This window comes from Xanthobacter sp. NM-59 (assembly GCF_021401125.1).
Classification (GTDB): domain Bacteria; phylum Pseudomonadota; class Alphaproteobacteria; order Rhizobiales; family Xanthobacteraceae; genus Xanthobacter.
Genome location: NZ_JACBFQ010000003.1, coordinates 349391 through 372766 on the forward strand (window position 1 = coordinate 349391; position 23376 = coordinate 372766).

Below are 23376 nucleotides of genomic sequence, written 5' to 3' on the forward strand. Positions count from 1 at the left end.
TTGCGCGACGCACACCACCGCCACAGCTCCCACAGAGCGCCCGAAACAAGCCCACCACCACCGATACCATGCCAGGTAAAATCCTTGAAACCAAAGGGAAACGGGACGGCGCCCCCGAATCGTCCAGGCGCCTCCATTCAGCCAGAAATGGGGCGCGCGCGGGGCCGCACTGTGGCCTGATTATCACAGGTCTTCCGACAAGCACGATGGACTTGATCTGAATCAATCCTATTCTGTGGCCACGGCGTGATGTCTATCTCACGAAAAATTCACATCTGCGGGAGTTGGGGGATGAACAAGTTCGGTTTGGGGGTTGCGCTCGCGGCGGCGTTCGGCGCACTGGTGGCCGGCAAGGCCGTGGCCGCGGATCTCTCGACGCCCGTCTACAAGGCGCCGGCTGTTGAAGAGGCCCTGAGCCCCTGGATGATCCGCATCCGCGCCCTGTGGGTGAAGCCGGAGAACGGCGGCGTGGTCACCGGCGACCCCTTCGCCGACCTCAGCTACTCCGACTCGGTCATCCCCGAGCTCGACATCACCTACTTCTTCACGAAGAACATCGCCGCCGAATTGATCCTGGGCACCACCCGCTCCACGATCACCGGCCAGGGCTCCCTGTCGAGCCTCAATGACATCGCCAAGGTGTGGATCCTTCCCCCCACCCTGACCCTGCAGTATCACTTCACCGATTTCGGCCCGTTCAAGCCCTATATCGGCGCCGGCGTGAACTACACGTTCTTCTATAACCAGGACGTGAAGAACTCCGCCTTCTCCTCCATCGACGTCAACGACGCCTGGGGCTTCGCTCTGCAGGCCGGCTTCGACTGGATGTTCGACAAGCATTGGGGCGTGAACGTCGACGTGAAGAAGATCTTCATGGAACCCGACTTCGTTCTCCAGGTCGCCGGCTCGGGCGCCACGGTCACCGGCCGCGCCGACCTGAACCCCTGGCTGATCGGCGGTGGTGTGACCTATCGCTTCTGATCCCAGACGGATCTGCTGACTACGAAACGGCGCCGGAGCCTCTCCGGCGCCGTTTTTGTTTCCCCACCGGGCTCTCACGGGCGCTATGCTCAGGGTGCGTCGAAGCGTAGCAGGGGCGCGAGCGAGGCCCTCCGGCGCACCCGCGCCGGCCGTCCCGCCCCTCTCCCTCGCGGAGCCGGTCCGCATGCTGCGATGCGAGACAAAAAGTGAAGCGTTTTTGGGATACAAGGGTGCGCATATGGGTGTAAGGACAAGCTGTCGGCCCATCGCCGCCCGGCGGCCATGTCCCACCGCGACACCGAACATGGCGACGGCCAAGGCCCAATCCAACCTAGGGCCAATTGCGCCGCCGCCACCATCCGAGCATTAAACCGCAACCTTTCCGCTTTGGAATCGTTGCGAACTGGTCACGATTGAGATACCTGATCGGTCAATTTTTGGAGGAGGCCCATGGCCGATAGTCCTTCGCGCGTCGAGCGCCCGCTTTCGCCTCACCTGCAAATCTACCGCCCGCTGTTCACGATGGTGATGTCCATCGTGCACCGCATCACGGGCATCGGCCTCTATTTCGGCATGGTGCTGTTCGTGTGGTGGCTGCTCGCTGCGGCGTCGACCCCATCCGCCTTCGCCGCCTACAGCTGGCTGGCGGGTTCCTTCATCGGCCTTCTGGTGCTGTTCGGCTTCACCTGGGCGATGCTGCACCACGCCCTCGGCGGCGTGCGCCACTTCATCTGGGACTTCATCCACGGCTTCGGGCCGCAGGAGCGCATGCTGCTCGCCAAGGCGACGCTGGCTGGCTCGGTGACCCTCACCATCGTGCTGTGGATCATCGGTCTCGCGGTCAAGGGCTGAGGACAGCGCACATGAGCAACCCCACCCATACCCCCATGCGCACCCCCCTCGGTCGCGTGCGCGGCCTCGGCGCCTCCCACACCGGCACCGAGCATTTCTTCCTGCAGCGGGTCACTGGCCTTGCCAACCTGCTGCTGATGATCGCCTTCATCGTCATCGTCATCCGGCTTGCCGGCGCCAGCTACGCGGAAACCCGCGCGGTGCTCGGCCAGCCTTTGGTGGCGGTGATCATTCTGCTCACCCTCCTCTCGGTGACCGTCCACATGCGCCTTGGCATGCAGGTGGTGATCGAGGACTACGTGCACACCGAAGGCTTGAAGGTGGCGCTCATCATCGCCAACACCTTCTTCACCATCGCGATCGCTCTCGCCGGCGCCTTCGCCGTGCTCAAGATCAGCCTGGGAGGCTGACACATGGCCGATACAGCAACCAACGAGGCAGCCGCGCCTTCGAAGCTCGGCGCTGCCTATCCCATCGAAGACCACACCTATGACGTGCTGGTCGTGGGTGCCGGTGGCGCGGGCCTGCGCGCCGTGGTGGGCTGCTCTGAAGCCGGCCTGCGCACCGCCTGCATCACCAAGGTCTTCCCCACCCGTTCTCACACCGTGGCCGCCCAGGGTGGCGTCGCCGCCTCCCTCGGCAACATGGGAGACGACCGGTGGGAATGGCACATGTACGACACCGTCAAGGGGTCGGACTGGCTGGGTGACCAGGACGCCATCGAATACCTGGTGCGTAACGCGCCGGCCGCCGTCTACGAGCTGGAGCATTGGGGCGTGCCCTTCTCCCGCACCGAGGACGGCAAGATCTACCAGCGCCCGTTCGGCGGCATGACCACGCACTTCGGCAAGGGCACCGCCCAGCGCACCTGCGCCGCCGCCGACCGCACCGGCCACGCCATGCTGCACACGCTTTACGGCGCGGCGCTGAAGCACAAGGCCGAGTTCTTCGTCGAATACTTTGCCATCGACCTCATCATGGATGAGGAAGGCAAGTGCCGCGGCGTGGTGGCCCTGAAGCTCGATGACGGCACCATTCACCGCTTCCGCGCGCACCTCACCGTGCTCGCCACGGGTGGCTATGGCCGCGCCTACTTCTCCGCCACCTCGGCCCATACCTGCACCGGCGACGGCGGCGGCATGGTGCTGCGCGCCGGCCTGCCCCTGCAGGACATGGAATTCGTGCAGTTCCACCCGACCGGCATCTATGGCTCGGGCTGCCTCATCACCGAGGGCGCCCGCGGCGAGGGTGGCTACCTCACCAATTCCGAAGGCGAGCGCTTCATGGAGCGCTATGCCCCTTCGGCGAAGGACCTTGCGTCCCGCGACGTGGTTTCGCGCTCCATCACCATGGAGATCCGCGAAGGCCGCGGCGTCGGCAAGAACAAGGACCACGCCTTCCTGCACCTCGACCACCTGGACCCGGCCATTCTCCACGAGCGCCTGCCCGGCATCTCGGAGAGCGCCCGGATTTTCGCCGGCGTCGACGTGACCCGCGAGCCGATCCCGATCCTGCCCACTGTGCACTACAACATGGGCGGCATCCCGACGAACTACTTCGGCGAGGTGCTGGACAAGCGCAAGGGTGACCCCGACACCGTGGTGCCCGGCCTGATGGCCATCGGCGAAGCAGCCTGCGTGTCCGTGCACGGCGCCAACCGCCTCGGCTCCAACTCGCTCATCGACCTTGTGGTGTTCGGCCGCGCGGCCGGCCTGCGGGCCGCCGAGCTGGTGAAGCCCGGTGAGAAGCATAGCCCCCTGCCGGAAAACAGCGCCGAGCTCGCGCTCTCGCGCCTTGACGCCGCCCGCTACGCGAAGGGGTCCACCCCCACCGCCGAGCTGCGCCTCAAGATGCAGAAGGTGATGCAGAACAACTGCGCAGTGTTCCGCACCGGCGAGGTTCTGGAAGAGGGCAAGACCCTCATCCATGAAGTGTTCGATCACGCGAGCGACATCGGCGTGTCCGATCGCGGCCTGATCTGGAACTCGGATCTCATGGAAACCCTGGAGTTCGAGAACCTGATCGGCCAGGCGGTGGTGACCATGGAAAGCGCGGCCAACCGCAAGGAAAGCCGTGGCGCCCATGCCCGCGAGGATTATCCGGACCGCGACGACGCGAACTGGATGAAGCACACCCTCGCTTACTTCGACTCGAAGACGGGCGCGGTGCGGCTGGACGATCGTCCGGTGCACACCTACACGCTGACCAACGACATCCAGTACATTGAGCCGCGCAAGCGCGTGTACTGACGCCACTTCCTCGACCGCGCGCGGCGTGAGCGACGCGCGCGGCCATGGCCAGAATTCCTGCGGGCGGTCCGGCTTCAAACGACCACCGCTCCAGCGATCCAGGACGTCCCATGGCTGAGTTCACTCTCCCGAAAAACTCCCAGATCACGACGGGCAAGGTGTGGCCGAAGCCGGCCGGCGCCAAGAAACTGACCGAGTTCCGCATCTATCGCTGGAACCCGGATGACGGTCGCAACCCGCGCATCGACACCTATTATGTCGACCGCGAAGACTGCGGCCCGATGGTTCTTGATGGCCTGATCTACATCAAGAACAAGATCGACCCGACCCTGACCTTCCGCCGCTCCTGCCGCGAAGGTGTGTGCGGCTCGTGCGCCATGAACATCGGTGGCACCAACACCCTCGCCTGCACCAAGGGCATGGACGAGGTGCTGGTGAAGGGCGTCGTGAACGTCTATCCGCTGCCGCATATGCCGGTGGTGAAGGATCTCGTTCCCGACCTCACCCGTTTCTATGCGCAGCACGCCTCCATCGAGCCCTGGCTGCAGACGGACACCGCCGCTCCCGAAAAGGAATGGCGCCAGTCCAAGGAAGACCGCGAGCAGCTCGACGGCCTTTATGAGTGCATTCTGTGCGCCTGCTGCTCCACCTCCTGCCCCAGCTATTGGTGGAACGGTGACCGCTATCTCGGCCCGGCGGCCCTGCTCCAGGCCACCCGCTGGCTGAAGGACAGCCGCGACGAGCGCACCGGCGCCCGCCTCGACAACCTGGAAGATCCCTTCCGGTTGTATCGCTGCCATACCATCATGAACTGCGCTCAGGCGTGTCCGAAGAGCCTCAACCCGGCCAAGGCCATCGCTGAAGTGAAGAAGATGATGGTCGAGCGCCACATCTGAAAAATCAGAACGGCACGAACCTCGTTCGTGCCGTTCTTGTTTCTGCGTGCCCGCTCGTAGCGAAACGCCACCTCCCTCTCCCCGGAACGCGCACTGATGTCGACGCGGAGCGCGATGCGCCCTCGCCGCGGTCCACGTGTAGGCTCAGCCAAGTGGATACCGTGCCGCAGCCTGCTGGACACCCGTCGGACGCGCTTCAGGGCGCAGGCGCCGACCACGCGTCGCCGCGTGTGGCGGCCAGCATCGCTCCCCACAGACCATAACTCTCCCCCCAGCAGCGAATGCCCGCGCCCTAAGCCGCGTCCCGTGCCACCCGGCTAAGCCCGATGGCCACTTGGCGGACGCGCTCTGCCACGAGCGCCGTGAGCGATCTGGCAAGACCGCTTAAAGGTTGCGATCGCGCTTTCAATGGCGGCTCCCGCATGGTAAAAGCGAGGAGGTGGCAACCGGGGGAACTGGCCGCCCGTATTGGAGAAGTGCCATGTTGCGCCGTATGTCCATCATCATCGCTCTGCTGGCGCTTGTCGTGCCCTTCATCGCGACCCATCCGGAGCGCAGCTTTGAGCTGTTTGCGGGCCTTCTCATCACCTTCAGCACCACCAGCACGCTGATCTTCTTTGCCTTCGCCGTCACCGCCTTGGTGTTCGGGTTTGATCGCGCCTATCAGGGACGCGTGGTGCAGGCTCAGCCGGCTGAGGATGGCCTCGGCGATCAGTTCGTTTCCTGATCGCGTTATCGCGCCACCCCCTGGCGATCAGCGAGTGTAGCATTGCGCCGGGACGTGGTGCAGCGCAATCAAAGGTCTCCATTCTGCAGGCCGGCTTCGACGGAGCGTGAGCGTCGACGTGACGAAGATCGTCAATGAATCCGACTTCGTTCCGCTCGGTGACTATGATGAGAGGCGCGGGTGTGATCTGCAGCTGAGGGAGCCGGCGCGCGGCTGAAGAAGCCTGTGTATCTGGGCACGTTGTGAGGGTCTTCCCCATGCTGCTTTGTGCCCCGTGGCCCCTCCTCTCGCGCGTGTAGCTCATCGAAGAACTCGCCCATCTCACACGCACGCGCCAGGCCGAGCGGCGCGCAGAGCGAAGACGGCTTCAGCAGGCGTACTAGGGACAGCGACGCCTCTGTGAGCTCGGGGGATAGCCTTTCGCGTCAGGACCGCACGCCAATTCCGCGCGATCGGGCGCATTCCGGCTCCAAGGGGCCTCGCGACTACACGAGGCACTCCCCCCGCACTCCCGCGCTTGCAGCTCCGGCAGCCCCACACGTGGCGCAATTGCCGGGCGCCCTCAGAGGCGGCATGTCCAGCTGGACCAGAATTTCTTCTGGTAGAATGGGCGCATTTCGATTTCCCGGTAGACACGCCACAGATTGTCGTTGGGCTGGGGGCACAGCCGCATCATGGCCGTGGTCGGATTGCCCTGCCAGCCATCGGGAATGTGGATCTCCACAGCGATGCGTCCGGTACTGTATTCGCTCTCCTTGCCCCACCACAGGCTGGGCAGCGCCTTCGCCAGATAGGCGCGGATCACCACGTGCGGGTCGGTCGGCAACAGCCGGTTCATCGGGGTCAGGTTCCGCTGCATCGGCAGGTCATTGAGGTCGAGGATCTGCAGCTGCGCAGCGGCGGGCGAGGCTCCCGCCACCATGGCCAACGCAGCCAAACCACCGCACACCCTTGCGAAACGGCCACGCCCGTGCTTCATGGACAAAGGCTCGCCCACGGCCCGGAGGTCTTTCCGCGTGCGCGTCATTTCTCGAAACCTCTCTGCCTCATTCGCCATGCCCATGCCCCGAGGGGGGAACGGGCCGGCTCGTCCGCCAGCATTCCACCGGCCTGCCGCGCGATCGTCATCGCCGTCCCGCCTTGCGTGAATCCCGCCCGCGCGCGGCGTCATCCGATGCCGACGCGCGCAAACCCTATTTCAGCGCATCGCGCCTTCCAAGAGCCGCATGAAGCTCCAGCTCCAGCCCATCCTCCGCCTGATCGTGTCCCAATGGGCCTTCGGTGCCGCGCTCGTGGTGCGCGGGCTGGAGCTGGTGGGCAAGCTCGGCCTTTATATGCTCACCGCCCGCATTCTGGGCGTGTTCGAAGCGGGCCTGTTCTTTCTGTGCAATACCTGGGTCAGCGCGGCGGCAACCGTCGCCCGGGGCGGCTTCGAGAAGGCGGTGATGCGCCACATCGCCGCCGAGCTTGCCGTGGGGCGCACGGTGGAGGCCCGCAAGGCGCTGCTGCAGGGCACCTTGTGGGTGACGGCGGGGGGCCTCGCCGTCAGCATCGCCACCGTTCTGGCGGCCGAGCCGCTCGCCACCTACGTCTTCAAGGAACATGAGCTGACGGTGCCGCTGATGATCTCGGCCGCATCCATTCTCCCGCAGACCCTGTGCATCTTCTCGGCCCACGCGCTCACGGGGTTTCAGCGCGGAGTGGCGGGCCAGTTCGTGCAGAACGGCCTTTGGCCCGTGCTCACCTTCGGCGCGCTGGCCATCGGCATCCATACCCTGCACGGCATCCTCTATGCCTTCGCGTTCGCCAATATCGCCAGTGCCGCCCTGGGCTTCGGCCTGCTGGTGGGCGAGCGGGCGAAGCTGCGCTCGCGCGAAGCGCGCAACACGATACCGCCCGCAGCGCCCTCGCGCGCCGTGGAGGGCATGCCCGCCCTTTGGCGCACCGCTTGGCCACTGGCCATCGTCGAGAATGTGCAGGCGGCGCTGAACTCCATCCCCACCATGGTGCTGGCGGCCTACGCCTCCGCTGCCGCCGTGGGCGCGTTCAGCGTGGCCAGCCGAATCACCGTGCTGATCTGGGTGGTGATCATCGCCATCTCCACCATCGCCGCGCCCTCCTTCGCCGCGGCCCACCGTGTGGGTGACTGGGACCAGCTGCGGGCGCTCAATCGGCGCGCGCGCCTCGCCATCGCGGCCTGTGGCGTGCCGGCCATCGCGATCATGCTGCTGGCCCCCACCTGGCTGCTGCATCTCATCGGCCCCGGCTTCGAGATGGCGGCGCCGGCGCTCATGATCATGGCCATCGGCCAGCTCATCAACTGCCTGCTGCCCACGCAGGACGTAATGCTGGCCATGACGGGCCATGGCCGGGTGCTGCGCTGGCTGAATGGCGCCCAGCTCGCCAGCTGCATCGTGCTGTGCTTCACGCTCATCCCACCCTACGGGATGGTGGGGGCGGCCATCGCCACCTCGCTCTTCATCGCCCAGGGCGGTATCGGCACCACGCTCGCCGTGGTGAAGCTGATGCCCCGCGCCTATTGATCTGCCCCGGCGCGCGAGAGGCGACTTAACGGCAAAGTAATCGGCTCCCGCCATGATTCGCCGGCGCGTTCCGACAGGCGCGGCTCGCGCAGCGAGCACGCCGGCGTGGACGATGGGAAGCCGACGCCGGATGGATGACGCCGCAGCGGCGTGAACGGGCAGAGGCGAAGGCTGCAGGGGGAAGCATGTCGATGGCGCAACAGGCCGGCACCGCGGACGAGACCGCACTCGCACCGGCTGCCGCGGAAGGATCGAGCTTCACGCTGCGCGATTTTCTTATCGCCACCTTCTTCCACATCCGCGTGGTCATGGTGGCGGCCCTGGTGCCGCTGGTCATCGGCATCGTCGCCGCCGCCTTGGCGAAAACCGAATACACCGCATCCAGCCTGCTGCTGGTGATCGTGAACCGCGAGGTGTCCACGTCCAGCAACGTCACCGACAGCGGCCCCGCCGTGCTCACGGTGGAAGGCCTGAAGCAGGTGGAATCGGAAGTGCAGATCATCGAAAGCGCCGATGTCATCCGCACCACCATCGAGCAGATCGGCATGGACCGGCTGTTCCCGCCGGGCCTGCTGACCCCGGTCACGCGCTGGCTGAATTCCGACCAGGACGAAATGGACCTGGCCATTGAGCGCTTCCGCAAGAATCTCAGGGCCACCGTGGTCGCGGACTCCAACATCATGGAAGTCCAGTTCACCAACCCAGACCGCGAGATCGCCATCAAGACCACCGATGCGCTGGTGCAGAACTATCTGGCCAGCCGCCGCAAGGTGTTCGAGAACCCCACCGCGAAAATCCTGATGCTGGAGGTGGAGCGCTTCAAGCGTGATCTCACCACCGCCGACAACGACATTGAGGCGCTGAAGGCCAAGGTGGGCGTCATCGACTTCAATCAGGACGCCATCCTCGCCTCCAACCAGATGGACAGCGTGGTGCAGCGCATCCGCCAGGTGGACGAGCGCGATGCCACACTGGGCGCCCAGCTCAAGGAAGCGGAAGCCCAGCGCAAGGCGCTGCCCGATTCGGTGTTCGACTTCTCGGAGAAGACCGACGCCCTGTCCGGCGACGACAGCACCAACCTTCTCACCGGCCTGCTGCTGGAACGCGACCGCCTTGCCGCTCAATACGCCCCCGGCAGCCCGCTGCTGAAGGAAGTGCAGAAGAAGATCGACACGATGCGCAAGCGCGTCGCCGATCGGGGCCAGAACCCCTATTATACGGACCGCGCCTCGCGGAACCCGTCCATCAACTATGTGGACAATCTCATCCTCAACCTGAAGGTGGAGAAGGATTCCCTGGGCCGCCAGCGAGCCGAGCTGGAAGAGCAGCGCGTGGCCGCGCAGCAGCGCATCAACACCCTGCGCGGCGCCGAGACCCGCCTCATCGAGCTGACCCGCCAGCGCGAGACCCTCAGCGAAGGCTATCGCGAATATCTGCGCCGCGCCGTGGCTGCCAATATCGAAGAGACCGCCGCCCGCACGCGCCAGTCCAATGTGCGCCTGGTGCAAGAGGCTGGGGCCGCCGTCACCAAGCGCTCGCTGCTTCTGCCCATGCTGGCGGGCGGCCTCCTGGGCGGCATCCTGTTCGGCGCGGCGGCTGGCGCCATCGCCTCGGTGCTGCGCACCACCTTCATCATGCCCAGCGAGCCAGAGCGCCTGCTCGGCCTGCCCAATCTCGCGACCTTCGACGACGGCGCCGAGCACCGCACCAACGCCGCCGTGGATCAGGCCATCGGCAGCTGCGCCACCCTGCTGCTCGACACACGCATCGATGACCAGCCGCTGCGGGCCATGCACTTCCTCACCGCCGAGCGCGAGGAAACGCTGCCCTGGTTCTGCCGGCGCCTGGCCGAAGAGTTCGCCACCCAGCGCCGCATGCGCACCCTGCTGGTGGATCTCAGCTCGCGCATGCCCTATCCGCTGCACACCGGCCATGCGGAGGTCATCGGCGGCCTCGCGGTCACCACCACGCCGGTGCCGCTCCTGTGGGCGGCGGCGGATGTCGACACCTCTCCCCTGCTCTCGGTCCGCCTGCCGGTGGTGGAGGGCGAGGAGATGATGAAGGCGCTGAAGTCCTCGTTCGACTGCATCGTCATCTGCTCCAGCCTCCAGGGCACCTCGCTGGTGACCCAGCGCCTGACCCAGCTGGTGGACGGCAACATCCTGGCCGTGCACGCAGAGATCACCCGCAAGCCGGCCGCCGTGCACCTGAGCGATACCGTGGCGGAGGCCGGCGGCACCCTGCTGGGCCTGATCTTCTTCGGCCGCCGCTATTACCTGCCCAACTGGCTCTATCGCCGCGCCTGAGGGGCGGCGAATCACCCCGCCTTCCGGCACCCCGGCAAGATTCTCCGCTCGAGAAAACAGACGGGCGGGCGCGACCTCAGGCTTCGGCCGCGGTCGCGCCCGCCCGTTCTGATTCGTTCTCGTCGCCAAACGGTCCCGCCATGCCCCCGCACCGCGCGGTTCGGACGCGAAAATGGGGCACCTCTCGCGTTACCTCCGCCCAAAATGGCCGTTCGGCCACAGCGCAACACTCTCGACATCGCAAAAACAAAGACTTGCGCCGTTCATATCTTGCGCCGCACGCGCCCGTTAAGGACTTTCTTAACCACGGGGCTTTAGCGTCGGTTAACCAAGAATTGCGGTTCAGCTCGCGCCTTCGGCATACTTCACTGTGCCGGACTTCCGGAGCGAGGCTGAGCGCGTGTTGCGAACGTGTCACTTTGGGAGTCGTCGATGGTCTTGCCCCGGTGCGGTTGGATTGCATCCGCTCGCCATATGGTGCGGGGACGGCCCGGCGCGCCCCTGTCCGCGGCCCCGACCGCATTGATGCTGCTGCTCGGCGGCGCCACCCTCACCGGCTGCGTGACGCTCTCCAACGCGCCGAGCACCAACACGCCGCCCCTCACCACCGGCCAGGAAGTGCGCTTCACCGAGGTGAATGCCGACCGCTTCCGCCCCTGGAGCGACGCCGCGCCCGCCTATCGGGTCAATCCCGGTGATCGTCTGAAGATCAAGTATTTCATCACCCGCGACATGGACGAAGAGCTCACGGTGAGCCCAGACGGCACCATCGCGCCGCGCGCCATCGGCCAGATGCGGGTGGAGGGCGCCACCCTGGGCGGCATCGAGGAGCAGATCCGCCGCGCCTCCCGCAAGGAGCTGGTGGACCAGAAGGTGGTGGTGTCCCTGGAAGCCGCCGCAGGCCCCCGCATCTATATCGGCGGCATGGTCACCCAGCCCGGCATGATCAAGCTGGAAAGCTCCGGCACCAGCGTGCTGCAGGCCCTCATGATGGCCGGCGGCCTCAACTCCGAGGCCCGGACCGGCCAGGTGGCGCTCATCCGCCGTGGGCCTGACAACCTGCCCATGCTGAAGCTGATCGACGTGCGCCAGATCATCGAGACCGGCTTCTCCGAGGACGATGTGCCGCTCATGAGCGGCGACATCATCTTCGTGCCGCGCAGCTCCATCGCCGAAATCGATCTGTGGATCGACCAGTTCATCAACCGCGTGGTGCCGTTCCAGCGCACGTTCAGCTATACCCTCGGCAGCTACACGCAATACGGTGGCGGCTCGACCACCGTCCTGCCCTGACGCGCGCAGGCGCCGCCCCGGTGGCGCCTGCAACCGGCCTGGCGGAGCCGGAAGGACCCAGCCGCACCGGCAGAGCCAGAAGGACGGATCGAAGTCATGCCGCAGCCAGTCACCCCGCCGCAGGTGTCCCTTCCGGCCGACGTGAAGACTGTGACCTTCCTCAACGTGCCGTTCGCGGACCTCGACGTGGAGGGCGCCGCCGCGCTGATCGCCTCGCGGCCGCCGGGCGCCCCCTTCGCCTATGTGGTGACGCCCAACGCCTCCAACCTCACCCGGCTCAACGAGCTGAAGGATCCGATCTTCATCGAGATCTACAAGAACGCCTGGCTGCACACCATGGACGGCTCCGTGCCCCGGGCCCTCGCGCGCCAGCTGTTCGGCCTCGACATTCCCCGCGCGCCCGGCTCGGACATCACCACCGCTTTGTTCGAGCACCACATCAAGCCCGACGACGCCATCACCATCATCGGCGGATCGCAGGAGATGCTGGAGCGCCTGAAGGCGCGCTACCACCTCGCCAACGTGGCGATGCATGTGCCGCCCATGGGCTTCATCAACAAGCCGGAGGAAGTGGAGCGCTGCGTCGCGTTTGTGCTGAACCATCCGGCGCGCTATGTGTTCTTCGTCACCGGCTCGCCGCGCTCGGAATATGTCACGCGCCTTGTCTGGCAGCGCGGCACGGCCGTTGGCACCGGCCTGTGCGTGGGCAATTCGCTCAACTTCCTCACCGGCCTTTCCACCCGCGCGCCCCACGCCTATCGCCGCCTGGGGGTGGAGTGGCTGCACCGGCTGATTCAGGATCCCAAGATCCAGGTGAAGCGGGTGTTCGTGGATTCCATGCCCATCTTCCTCACCGCCGCCAAGGCGCGCCTGAACCCGGCCGCCTATGGCATGGCCGCAGACGGCACGGATGGCCGGGGACCGACCCCATGAGCCTTGCCGCCCCGACGCGCCGGCGAAAGGTGGTCATGCCGCTGCGGCAGCTGCCTCGCACCCGCGCGTCCCGGAGCACCAAGATCTCGATGGTGGGCACCCTGGCGCTCATCTTCGTGATGCCGTTCTTCGCGCAGGTCTTCCACTATCTGAACGAGCTGCCACCGCCATACTTCCTCTCCAAGGCGTGGCCGTTCCTCATGTTTCCGTTCAGCCTCTATGCCGCCATCCGCCTGCGGCTGCCGGGGCGGAACATGTTCCTGCTGCTGTTGGCCTACCTGCTCGGCTTCACGCCGCTCATCTCCATCATCCAGCTCGGCAACGGCCTGCTCGACGCCATGGCGACCACGGTGAAGGCCTGGCCATTCACCTATTATTTCGCGTTCGCGGCGGTGCTGTCGCTGCTGGGGCTGCCGCCGGAGCGGGTGCGGGCGGTGTGCCTTGCCTATGGCATGGCCACCTTCGTGCTGCTGGTGCTGCTTTATGGGCTGGCGCCGCGTTCCTGGTATGTGACCGACCCCATCAACGGCAAGCTGCTGCAGTACGACACCGACCGCGGCCGGCGCGTCTACATGTCGATGTTCTTCGGCATGATCTTCATCTTCTACCTGGGCCGCAGCTTCGTGCTCGAGCACAAGCGCTTTCGCCTGTTCGCCATTCCGATATGCCTGCTGATCCAGGTGCTGACCTACAAGCAGCGCACCGCCATCGCGGTGGCGGTGCTGGTTTCGGCCTATGGCATCGTCATGTCCATGCCCGGCCGCATGCGCCGGCTCGCCATCGGCGTGGGGCTCGCCATGCTGGTGCCCATGCTGGTTCTGGTGGCGGCCAAGCTCGGCCTGTTCGGCGGGTCCGGCTGGGACAGCGTGGAGCAGAGCCTGGGCGGCTCGCTCTCGGTGCGGCAGAACTCCAGCGCCCTGGCGGTGCGCTTCCTGGGCGACCACACCTTGCGCTGGATCTTCGGCGTGGGGGCGACCACGCGCTTCGGCTCGGTCACCCTGGCCGACATTTTCGGCTACAGCCAGTTTTTCGTGTCCGATCTCGGCTGGCTCGGCGTGGTGTTCGAATATGGGCTCGTGGGCGCCATCATGGTGCTGGTGGTGCATGTGTGGGCCTATGTCGCCATCGCGCGACGCGGCATGGCCCTGCGCGACCCCTTCGTGCTGGCCCTTTCCGACTATGTGCTCTACCTGCTCCTGACCTCCGCAGTGTATTCCCTGGTGCTGCAACCGGGCGAGCTGGGCGCCGCCCTGGCGCTGGCCTTCTATATGTCGGCGGCGGCACGGCTGCCCGATCCGCCCCCGACCCTCACCCCCATGCGGCGCACGCGCAGCTGGGTCCGGCGAACGAAGCCGATCACCTAACATCGGGACCGCCCTGCCGCCTCATCTTTCCAGAGAAACGGTATCCACTTAGGCTGAACGGGCACTGAAGGAAAAACTCTTACCTCGAAAGCCACTATACTTGAACTAATGGCATTCACGCTGCCCGCTTAAACAAGCTGGCGATAGGCGAAATGTCGCGACCACAAAAGAATGGCTTTTTAACTCTTGCGGAACTAGGCTGCCCCGGAAAGCCGCGTTCAAAGCATCGTCCCGCCCCTGCGATATCGCCTTTACACCCCTGTCATCGGCAAGACCGCCTCGGCTTGGCGCGGATTGTCTTTCGGAGCCTGAATGTGACCGTCATCGGCGTTAGCGATTCTCACAATTCGGCGGTTGCCGCCCTGTGCCAGGATGGAACGATTGCCGCGGTGCAGGAGGAGCGGCTCCGGCGCGTCAAGAACTATCACAACGTGCCCACCATGGGGCTGGAATGGCTCGTGACCCATACCGGCGTGGCGCCGCAGGACGTCTCGGTCCTCGCCCTGGCCGGAATGCCCACGGTGCCGCTGGATCGCGCCGGCTGGATCGATGTGTTTCGCCGTTCCGCCCACTGGCAGGGCCGTCTGCGCACGGCCATCGGCCAGACCCCGCTGCGGGCGGCGGTGGAGCGCAAGCGGGCGCAGGAGCGGCTTGATGCCTATGTGGCCCTGGGCTTCCGCCCCGAGGCGATCAAGGTCTATGGCCACCACGCCTGCCACGCCGCCACCGCCTATTACGGCCAGAGCGAGCGGACCGAGCCCGTGCTGGTGCTGACCGTGGACGGCGGCGGCGACGGCCTGTGCGCCAGCGTCAGCATCGGCCAGGACAACAAGCTGAAGCTGCTGCACGAGGTGCCCTATGCGGACTCGTTCGGCACGCTCTATGCCGTGGTCACCTACATGCTCGGCATGGTGCCGCTGGAGCACGAATACAAGATCATGGGCATGGCGCCCTATGCGGCCATGTCCGGCAGCCGACGCATCGCCGACCGATTGCACACCCTGTTCCGCTGGGTGGACGAGCGCACGCCGGTGTGGCGGCGCGCGCCCGGCGTGCCGCACACGCTGCACATCCAGCCGGTGCTGGAGAAGCTGTTCTTCGAGCAGCGGTTCGACAACATCATGGGCGGCGTGCAGCTCTTCACCGAGGAAATCCTCTGCGAGTTCGTGCGCCGCGCCATCGCGGAAACGGGCATCCGGCGCCTGTGCCTGTCCGGCGGCGTCTTCATGAACGTGAAGGCCAACAAGCGGATCATGGAGATGGAGGAGGTGGACAGCCTGTTCATCTTCCCCTCCTGCGGCGACGAGACCAACGCCATCGGCGCGGCCTATCTCGCCCGCGCGGAGCATGAAGGCGGCGCGGCGGTACCGCCTTTGTCCTCCATGTATCTGGGGCCGGAATGGTCGGCGACCGAGATCCGCGACGATCTCTCCGAATGGGTCGACCGCGGCGACATCGTCCTGTCGCAGCCCGACTCCATCAACGATGCCGTGGTCGAGCTCCTGATGCAGGGCCACGTGGTGGGCCGCTTCGCCGGGCGCGAGGAGTTCGGCGCGCGGTCCCTGGGCAACCGGGCCATCATCGCTGATCCGCGCAACCCCGACGTGATCCGCGAGATCAACGAAATGGTGAAGAGCCGCGACTTCTGGATGCCGTTCGCGGCCTCCGTGGCGGCCGAGCATGCAGACCTCTATCTGCGCAACCCCAAAAATGTTGCCGCGCCCTACATGATCCTCTCCTTCGACACCACCGAAGCGGGCGGCGAGCAGCTGAAGGCCGGTACCCACCCCTATGACCGCACCTGCCGGCCCCAGGTGGTGACGCAGGAGAGCAACGCCGAATACTGGGATCTCATCCACCGCTTCGCTTCGCGATCAGGGGTGGGCGGGCTTCTCAACACCTCCCTCAACCTCCACGGCCTGCCGCTGGTGCATCGCCCGCGCGATGCGGTGCATGTGCTGCTGAATTCGGGCCTGAACTGGCTCGCCGTGGGCCCGTACCTGATCACCAAGCCCGCCGCCTGAGGTGTCGGGCCCGGGTGCCGGGGGCGGAAAACATTATGGGCGAATGCAAGACCCTGGCGCCGGGCGGGCGCGGCCCGCAGCAGCTGCATCCCGCACCAGCACCTGCGCGCCTATCCGGCCTTTTGCGCCATGGTAGCGGGTGCCTGCGCGGGCAAATTGACGGGGGGCACGCAAACGTGAGAGCTGAACCCCATGTGTTCATGCAGGCGGAGCCATGCTTTTGCTTGCATTGACATCCTTTGTTTCTTCCCATGTCTTCCGCCCGGGCGAATTCGGCGTCGCCCCCGCGCTTGCCACTTCTTTTTCCTGGATGGCGGATCGGCTTTCGCAGGCGACTTTCGTCCAAGGACCCATCTCAACGCGATTTTCGCGCCGGACACGACGGCGGGGGCCATGATGCTAAAGCGGATCAAGAAGCTTCTGAACGAACAGGCGTTCAAGGAAGCACCTGTCGCGGTTCTCGGACGGGTCGCGTGCCTGGCCGCCCTGGTGGGGCTCGGCCGCAAGCCGGCATTCCATCTGGTGCCCGGCGGCGCGCGCATGGAGGTGCCGGCCGACCTGCGCTACACCACCGTGTCCGCCTTTCTCCTGCGCGATGAGGTGGAGCCGGAGCTCAAGCACATCAACAATTTCGTCGCCAAGGGCGACATCTTCGTGGATGTGGGCGCCAATATCGGCCTGTTCAGCCTGAAGGTCGCCCCCCACGCCGGGCGCGTGGTGGCGGTGGAGCCGGGCAAGGAAGCCGGCGACCTGCTGGCGGAAAATATCGCGCTCAACGCGTTCCAGAACGTGACGCTGGTGCGCAAGGGCCTCGCCGACGCCGCCGGCAAGGCCACCTTGTTCCACAATCCGGTGGGCGACGATCCCCAGGCCTTCTCGCTCGTCAATGACGGCGCCGCCACCGAGGCGGAGGAGGTGGAGATCACCACCCTCGACGCCCTGGTGGCTGACCTCGGCCTGCCGCGGGTGGACTGCATCAAGATCGACGTGGAAGGCGCCGAGCAGCGGGTGCTGGCCGGCGGCATGAAGACCATCTCCGCCAGCCTGCCCACCATCATCTTCGAGATGAACTGCCCTGCTTTGCTGTCCAGCGGCGGCGATCCGGCCGCGCCCTGGAACACCCTGGCCGGGCTTGGCTACCAGTTCTTCCGGCTGAAGTGGGACGGCTCTCTCACCGCCCTGTCCACCCGGCCCACGGAATTCTGCAACATCGTCGCCCGCCACCCGACGGGCGCCGCCGCCGCGTGAGGCCGCAGCCGGTGAGCGAGGCTCACCGGCCAGAGGCTCAGTGGCCATGAGTCAAGACCGGGCCGCGCTTGAGGGCACCCATTCGGCGCCGGTCAAAGGCCGGGGCCGATGGCCCAGAGCCCGGCTCAAGACAGCAGAGAACATTCAAAGAAAAAGGCCGGCGCGCCCTGCGTGCCGGCCTTTTTCTGCGTCTTTGCGAAAGCGCCACCGGCCCGGGGCTGGGCCGAATGCCGCCCTCGGGCCGTATGCTCTCACATATTGGGGTAGTTCGGGCCCCCGCCGCCCTCGGGGGCGGTCCAGGTGATGTTCTGGTTGGGGTCCTTGATATCGCAGGTCTTGCAGTGCACGCAGTTCTGCGCGTTGATCTGGAAGCGCGGACCCTCGCCGCCCTCCTCCACCCACTCGTACACGCCCGCCGGGCAGTAGCGGTTGGAGGGGCCGCCGAACACGTCGAGCTCCGACGACTTCTGCAGGGCCATGTCCGCCACCTTGAGGTGAACCGGCTGGTCTTCCTCATGGTTGGTGTTGGAGATGAACACCGAGGAGAGCTTGTCGAAGGTCAGCACGCCATCGGGCTTGGCATAGGTGATCTTCTTGCACTTGGCGGCGGGCTTCAGGCTGGCATAGTCGGCCTTGCCGTGCTTCAGCGTGCCGAACAGCGAGAAGCCGAAGGTGTTGGCCCACATGTCCAGCGCGCCGAGCGGAATGCCCACATAGGTGCCGAGCTTGGACCACAGGGGCTTCACATTGCGCACCTTCTTCAGGTCCTCGCCCACGGCGGAGGTGCGCCAGGCATTCTCATAGCTCGAAAGCTCGTCATGCCCGCGCCCGGCCACCAGCGCCTCGGCCAGATGGTCGGCGGCCAGGATGCCGGAGAGCACCGCATTGTGGCTGCCCTTGATGCGCGGCACGTTGACGAAGCCGGCCGCGCAGCCCACCAGCACGCCGCCGGGGAAGCTGAGCTTCGGCACGCTCTGGAACCCGCCCTCGGTGATGGCGCGTGCGCCGTAGCTGATGCGCTTGGCCCCCTCGAAGGTGTCGCGGAACATAGGGTGGGTCTTGAAGCGCTGGAACTCGTCGAAGGGCGAGAGCCAGGGATTCTGGTAGTTCAGGTGGACCACGAAGCCCACCATCACCTGCTCATCCTCCATGTGGTAGAGGAAGGCGCCGCCGCCGGTCTTGGAATCGAGCGGCCAACCGAAAGCATGCTGCACCAGGCCGGGCTTGTGCTTCTCCGGCTTGACCTTCCACAATTCCTTCAGGCCGATGCCGAACTTCTGCGGCTCGCGCCCCTCGCCCAGGCCGAACTTGGCGATGAGCTGCTTGGAGAGCTGGCCGCGCGCGCCCTCGGCGAACACGGTGTAGCGGCCGCGCAGCTCCATGCCGCGGGTGAATTCGGGCTTGGGCTGGCCATCCTTGCCGATGCCCATGTCGCCGGTCGCGATGCCGCGCACGGCGCCCTTCTCGTCATACAGCACCTCGTTGGCGGCGAAGCCGGGATAGATCTCCACCTCCAGCTCTTCCGCCTTCTTGGCGAGGTAGCGCGCCACATTGCCCAGGGAGCCGACGAAGTTGCCGTGGTTGTTCATCAGCGGCGGCATGGCGAAATTGGGCAGCTTGGCGCCGCCGGCCGGGCCGAGCAGGAAGAAGTGGTCCTCGATCACCTCGGTCACCAGGGGGCGCTCGTCATCCTCGCGCCAGCCGGGGAGAAGCTGGTCGAGGCCCGAGGGGTCCACCACCGCGCCGGACAGGATGTGGGCGCCGACTTCCGAGCCCTTTTCCACCACCACCACGGAAATCTCGGCGCCGCGCTCGGCGGCCTGCTGCTTCAAGCGGATGGCCGTGGCCAGACCGGCGGGCCCGCCGCCCACCACCACCACGTCATAATCCATGCCTTCGCGTTCAGGCAGTTCCGCCTCGCTCATCCGTGAAGCTCCCGTTTACGTCATCGTGCTTTCGTTGGAGTTCTTCCACGGTTGGGCCGTTCTGACAATTCGCGAGATGCCTTCCGGGTGCGACGACTTGACCGATCGGGTGGTTGTCCCCATGTCCGTGAAGGCACATACCGCAATGCACTGCTTCACCGGCGAGCCCGCCCGTGCCATAGGTTCGCCATGCAGAACGCGTGAGGGGCGCCGCCGCTCCCGGCCTGGACATCCATGACCGACTTCCTTCCGCCCGACGACTGGTCCGACCTTCTCGCCTTCCATCTGGAAGCGGGGGTGGACATCGCCGTGGGCGAGGAGCCGGTGGATCGGTTCGCCCAGAGCGCCGCCGAGCAGAAGGCCCGCACCCCGCGGGGTGGGGAAGACGAGCTCAAAACCGCGCCGGCGCCTGCGGCGCGGCCGGCCGCGCGCCCCGCCGCGCCGCGCCCCCAGCCGCACAGCCCCACCATCGCCCCCCATTCGCCGGACGAGGCGGTGATGGCAGCCCGGGAAGCCGCCCGTGGCGCCGCCAGCCTGGAGGAACTGCGCGCCCTCCTGGAGGCGTTCGAGGGCTGCGCCTTGAAACGCACCGCCAGCCGCCTCGTCTTCGCCGACGGCAACCCGGCAGCGCGGGTGATGTTCGTGGGCGAGGCGCCGGGACGGGACGAGGACCAGCAGGGCCTTCCCTTCGTGGGCCGGGCCGGGCAGCTCCTGGACCTGATGCTGGGCGCCATCGGCCTCGACCGGTCCAGCGCCTATATTGCGAACATCATTCCCTGGCGCCCGCCGGGCAATCGCACGCCCACCCCGCAGGAAACGGCCATCTGCCTGCCCTTCATCGCCCGGCAGATCGAGCTGGCGGATCCTGATGTGCTGGTATGCCTGGGCGGCCAGTCGGCGCAGGCTCTGTTCGCCACCACCGAGGGCATCACCAAGCTGCGCGGCCGCTTCATGGATTACGAAACCGGCACCCGCACCATCCAGGCCCTGGCCACCTTCCACCCGGCCTATCTGCTGCGCACGCCCATCGGCAAGCGCCTCGCCTGGCGCGACCTGCTCGCCATCGAAGGCGCCTTGGCCAAATCCGCGCCGCGCGAAAGGCCGCCGGCGCCGGGCCGGGCCTGATGCCGGCCTCGGGCAGCGGTTTCAGCCGACGAGGCAGCCGCCGCCGAGCGGCGCGTTGACGAGGGAGGAATTGCGATAGCGCGGGTCGGAGGTCACCTCCTTGCCCACCCACGGCGGCAGCGCCACCTTTTCCTCGGGATGCTCCAGCTCCACCTCGGCCACCACGAGGCCGGCATTGTCGGCGCCGAAGACATCCACGGTCCACAGCTTGCCCGCATGGACAATCGAATAGCGGGTTTTTTCGATCAGCGGGCGGGCACAGAGATCGTCGAGCATGGCCTCGGCATCGCCAAGGGGAATGTCGTATTCATACTCGGCCCGGGAGATTCCCTCCGTCTTGCTCTTGACGGTGATAAAGGCGCGCGGGCCGGCCACACGAACACGCACCGTGGTTTCCGCCCCCAGGCACAGATAACCCTGCCGGATCGCGCAGGCTTTGGCACCTTCACGCCAAGCCTCTGAAACCACGAGAAATTTTCGCTCGACTTCGACGCCCATGGCACTGCATCGCATCAGTTTGGATGCACATAATATCGGCAGCCAGGCGGCGCACGTCTAGCCACCTACAAGTTATGAGCCGGCAAAACTATCGACGAGATCCTATTTTTCCGAGTTATTCCTGCCGCTTATCCCGGCCTGCGTCAAATGGATACCACGCATGCACGGCGCACGGCAGGCAAATACTTTTCGCCTGCCGACACAATGCAGCCACCGCCCCCGCGCGCCGAGGGGGCAACTTCCTGTTTTCATTGAAATACAGCTTCTACACCTGTTCCTTCCGGCCGCCCTTGGGGGCTGCCGCGGCGTCGATATCGTAGCGCGAGGGCGGATCATCGGCGCCGATGATGGTGATGCGCATGATATTGGTGGTGCCGGGCTGGGCGAAGGGCACGCCAGCGCAGATGGCGAGCCGGTCCCCCGGCGCCCCCAGGCCGTGGCGCACGGTGGTGCGCACCGCCGTGTCCACCATCTCGCCGAAGGAGTGGATGTCCTCCTTCATGTGCACCGCGTGCACGCCGTAGGACAGGGCGAGCCGGCGGGCCGTCTCCATCTTGGGGGTGAGGCCCAGGATGGCGAGCTTCGGCCGCTCCCGCGCGGCGCGCAGGCCGGTGGTGCCCGAGAGGGTGAAGGCGACCAGGGCCGCCGCATCCACCGCCACCGCCGCCTCGTAGCTGGCCTTGATGACGGCGTCGCCGATATTGTTGCCCCATTCCGCCTCGGAGGCGCCCAGCACCTTGCGGTAGCCGGGGTCGTGCTCCACGTGGCGGATGACGTCATCCATCACCTGCACCGCCTCCACCGGGTACTGGCCGGCGGCGGTCTCGGCGGAGAGCATGACAGCGTCCGTCCCCTCGTAAACGGCGGTGGCCACGTCGGAGACCTCCGCGCGGGTGGGGACGGGCGCGAGGATCATGGATTCCAGCATCTGGGTGGCGACGATAACCGGCCGGCCGAACTTGCGCGCCTCCGCGATCATGCGCCGCTGCAGCGCCGGCACCTCGGCCAGGGAGATTTCCACCCCCAGGTCGCCGCGCGCCACCATGATGGCGTCGGAGAGTTCCACCAGCTCGGTGAGGTGCTCCACCGCCGAGGGCTTCTCCATCTTCAGCATCACCGAGGCGCGGCCTTGGATGAGGGCGCGGGCCTCATGAATGTCCTCCGGCTTCTGCACGAAGGAAAGGGCGATCCATTCCACCCCCGCCGCGCAGGCAAATTCCAGGTCGGCGCGGTCCTTCTCCGTGAGGGGGGAGAGCGGCAGCACCACGTCGGGAATGTTGAAGCCCTTCGTGTTGGACAGGCGCGTACCGGCCACCACCTGGGCTTCGAGATAGCCTGGCCCCTTCTCCACCACCTTCAGGCGCACCTTGCCGTCGTCGCAGAGGACCGTGGAGCCGACCGGCAGCGCCTCCAGAATGTCGGGATGGGGAATGGGCACGCGCCGCCCCTCGCCCAGCCGGTCCGTGTCGGCGTCGAAATGCAGGATGTCGCCGGGCGTGATGGCGATGGCGCCTTCCTTGAACCGGCCAATGCGCAGCTTGGGCCCCTGCACGTCGGCGATGACGCCGATGGGGCGGCCCACCTCCTTCTCCAGCCGGCGGATGCGCTCCAGCACCACGCCATGGTCGGCCTGGGTGCCGTGGCTGAAATTGAGGCGGAACACGTCCACGCCAGCGCGGAACAGCGCCTCCAGCTTCTCCTGCGAATTGGACGAGGGGCCCACGGTGGCCACGATTTTCGTGGCGCGGTCGCGCTTCGTGAGCGCTCGCTTGTGCGGCATGACGGGTGTTCCTCCGGTTCCGGGGTTGGCCCTCGGGATTGGCGCGCGGCAGCTTCACGCTTAGCGACATCATGCGACAGGGGCGTCTCCGCATAAAGTCGCATAAGGGACAGCACCCCTGCCCTTCCCGCCCCAGCCCCCAGCTCCGGGCACGCTTTCGCCTTCCCGGCCACCACCGGCTTCGGCTAGTCTGTCCCCGCGTCATGATACCCAGCGGACAGCCGCCCCGGCGCGGGAGACCTGCGATGAGGATGCCCCGGAAGAGAGTGCTCGCCGTTCGACCGGCATGGGCGGTGCTTGCCCTGTCTCTGGCGCCTTTGCTGGCGCCCGGGCCGGCGATGGCACAGGAGCTGAGCCAATTGTCCTGCCGCGCCTTATGGTATCAGCGTAATGCCATCTATGCGGAGCAAGGCTATTGCTTCAAGACGGCGGACGCCATCGCCACTTTTGGCGAGCGCTGCTATCCGCCCTATGGCCAGCTCACGCCCGAACAGCAGCGCTATGTGGACCAGGTGCGCTATTGGGAAGCCCGCAAGGGCTGCAAATGACGCCGGCCTGAGCCTTCCGACCCGCCTTCCGCAACGGGATTCGGGCGTTTCATCGCAGTGATGCGCGCCGGATTGTATGCTATC

At 66.2% G+C, this 23376-nt stretch carries 19 protein-coding genes; 15 read left to right on the forward strand and 4 right to left on the reverse strand.

Annotated features, from left to right (window positions below):
- The first annotated feature begins 291 nt into the window (after positions 1-291).
- From L0966_RS09315 to L0966_RS09340, 6 genes are all read left to right on the forward strand, one after another.
- Entirely contained in the window at positions 292-981 is a 690-nt protein-coding gene (locus L0966_RS09315; protein WP_234051613.1) for an OmpW family protein, read from the forward strand.
- Positions 982-1431: 450 nt separating this feature from the next.
- Positions 1432-1833: a succinate dehydrogenase, cytochrome b556 subunit gene (sdhC, locus tag L0966_RS09320; RefSeq protein ID WP_234051614.1), complete on the forward strand. Its 402-nt coding sequence runs from the start codon at positions 1432-1434 to the stop codon at positions 1831-1833.
- An 11-nt stretch (positions 1834-1844) separates the two neighbouring features.
- Positions 1845-2243 carry a succinate dehydrogenase, hydrophobic membrane anchor protein gene (gene sdhD / locus L0966_RS09325; protein WP_234051615.1) on the forward strand — a complete coding sequence of 133 codons (399 nt, stop codon included), beginning with the start codon at positions 1845-1847 and terminating at the stop codon, positions 2241-2243.
- A gap of 3 nt (positions 2244-2246) precedes the next feature.
- Entirely contained in the window at positions 2247-4082 is a 1836-nt protein-coding gene (gene sdhA, locus L0966_RS09330) for a succinate dehydrogenase flavoprotein subunit (RefSeq protein ID WP_234051616.1), read from the forward strand.
- A 110-nt stretch (positions 4083-4192) separates the two neighbouring features.
- Positions 4193-4978: a succinate dehydrogenase iron-sulfur subunit gene (locus L0966_RS09335; RefSeq protein ID WP_234051617.1), complete on the forward strand. Its 786-nt coding sequence runs from the start codon at positions 4193-4195 to the stop codon at positions 4976-4978.
- Between the two features lie 481 nt (positions 4979-5459).
- Positions 5460-5705, forward strand: a complete 246-nt coding sequence (locus L0966_RS09340; RefSeq protein ID WP_234051618.1) for a hypothetical protein — start codon at positions 5460-5462, stop codon at positions 5703-5705.
- A gap of 562 nt (positions 5706-6267) precedes the next feature.
- On the opposite strand, the gene L0966_RS09345 is transcribed toward L0966_RS09340, so the two are convergent.
- Complete coding sequence (locus L0966_RS09345) at positions 6268-6642, reverse strand: hypothetical protein (RefSeq protein WP_234051619.1); 375 nt, start codon at positions 6640-6642, stop codon at positions 6268-6270.
- A 289-nt stretch (positions 6643-6931) separates the two neighbouring features.
- Between L0966_RS09345 and L0966_RS09350 the strand changes: the two genes are divergently transcribed.
- From L0966_RS09350 to L0966_RS09380, 7 genes are all read left to right on the forward strand, one after another.
- A complete protein-coding gene (locus tag L0966_RS09350) occupies positions 6932-8248 on the forward strand; it encodes an oligosaccharide flippase family protein (protein ID WP_234051620.1) in 1317 nt (438 codons plus the stop codon).
- 185 nt (positions 8249-8433) lie between these two features.
- The gene (locus L0966_RS09355; protein WP_234051621.1) at positions 8434-10554 is read left to right on the forward strand and encodes a lipopolysaccharide biosynthesis protein; all 2121 of its coding nucleotides are present in this window, start codon (positions 8434-8436) and stop codon (positions 10552-10554) included.
- Between the two features lie 525 nt (positions 10555-11079).
- On the forward strand, positions 11080-11847 hold the full coding sequence (locus L0966_RS09360) for a polysaccharide biosynthesis/export family protein (protein ID WP_234051622.1): 768 nt from the start codon (positions 11080-11082) through the stop codon (positions 11845-11847).
- A 96-nt stretch (positions 11848-11943) separates the two neighbouring features.
- The gene (locus L0966_RS09365) at positions 11944-12780 is read left to right on the forward strand and encodes a WecB/TagA/CpsF family glycosyltransferase (protein ID WP_234051623.1); all 837 of its coding nucleotides are present in this window, start codon (positions 11944-11946) and stop codon (positions 12778-12780) included.
- On the forward strand, positions 12777-14144 hold the full coding sequence (locus L0966_RS09370; protein WP_234051624.1) for a hypothetical protein: 1368 nt from the start codon (positions 12777-12779) through the stop codon (positions 14142-14144). Before L0966_RS09365 ends, L0966_RS09370 begins: the two co-directional genes overlap by 4 nt.
- Before the next feature lie 314 nt (positions 14145-14458).
- On the forward strand, positions 14459-16168 hold the full coding sequence (locus tag L0966_RS09375) for a carbamoyltransferase C-terminal domain-containing protein (RefSeq protein WP_234051625.1): 1710 nt from the start codon (positions 14459-14461) through the stop codon (positions 16166-16168).
- Between the two features lie 393 nt (positions 16169-16561).
- Positions 16562-17416 carry an FkbM family methyltransferase gene (locus L0966_RS09380; RefSeq protein ID WP_234051626.1) on the forward strand — a complete coding sequence of 285 codons (855 nt, stop codon included), beginning with the start codon at positions 16562-16564 and terminating at the stop codon, positions 17414-17416.
- Between the two features lie 251 nt (positions 17417-17667).
- Here the strand turns inward: L0966_RS09380 and L0966_RS09385 are convergent, their stop codons facing one another.
- Positions 17668-19341: an electron transfer flavoprotein-ubiquinone oxidoreductase gene (locus L0966_RS09385; RefSeq protein ID WP_234051627.1), complete on the reverse strand. Its 1674-nt coding sequence runs from the start codon at positions 19339-19341 to the stop codon at positions 17668-17670.
- Between the two features lie 234 nt (positions 19342-19575).
- Here L0966_RS09385 and L0966_RS09390 point away from each other — a divergent pair, with 234 nt between their 5' ends.
- Positions 19576-20466: a uracil-DNA glycosylase family protein gene (locus L0966_RS09390; RefSeq protein ID WP_234051628.1), complete on the forward strand. Its 891-nt coding sequence runs from the start codon at positions 19576-19578 to the stop codon at positions 20464-20466.
- Positions 20467-20487: 21 nt separating this feature from the next.
- Here the strand turns inward: L0966_RS09390 and L0966_RS09395 are convergent, their stop codons facing one another.
- A complete protein-coding gene (locus L0966_RS09395) occupies positions 20488-20979 on the reverse strand; it encodes a CYTH domain-containing protein (protein ID WP_370640802.1) in 492 nt (163 codons plus the stop codon).
- Positions 20980-21229: 250 nt separating this feature from the next.
- On the reverse strand, positions 21230-22744 hold the full coding sequence (gene pyk, locus L0966_RS09400; protein ID WP_234051630.1) for a pyruvate kinase: 1515 nt from the start codon (positions 22742-22744) through the stop codon (positions 21230-21232).
- Between the two features lie 251 nt (positions 22745-22995).
- Between pyk and L0966_RS09405 the strand changes: the two genes are divergently transcribed.
- On the forward strand, positions 22996-23292 hold the full coding sequence (locus L0966_RS09405) for a YARHG domain-containing protein (protein ID WP_234051631.1): 297 nt from the start codon (positions 22996-22998) through the stop codon (positions 23290-23292).
- Positions 23293-23376 lie beyond the last annotated feature (84 nt).